The organism is Vibrio sp. 10N.222.52.B7, from assembly GCF_041474275.1.
Lineage (GTDB): Bacteria > Pseudomonadota > Gammaproteobacteria > Enterobacterales > Vibrionaceae > Vibrio > Vibrio crassostreae_C.
The window spans coordinates 1-217 of record NZ_JBFRTU010000575.1 but is presented as its reverse complement, the minus strand read 5'-3'; the positions used below and the strand labels follow the sequence as shown (position 1 = coordinate 217).

General features: G+C 53.5%; 1 protein-coding gene. It reads left to right on the top strand.

Features of this window, described 5'->3' with window-relative positions; all coding sequences use genetic code 11:
* The coding region (locus AB4512_RS24265; protein WP_372176047.1) for a hypothetical protein at positions 1-217 on the top strand (217 nt) is incomplete at both ends.

The window sequence follows — 217 nt, the reverse complement described above, 5'->3', positions numbered from 1 at the left end:
GGTCGTGGTATCACACTGCCTTCAAACTCAACGGGCGGCATTAAATCGGCTGCGCTGGCAACCGGTGCTTACGCTCGCATTCGTCGCCAGTTCAAACAACCTATTGGTCGTATGGAAGGGGTTGAAGAGCCGCTTGCACGCCTAGCAGGTAATGCCTACGTAATGGATGCAGCGAGTAACCTAACGGTTGCAGGTATCGATCTTGGCGAAAAGCCTT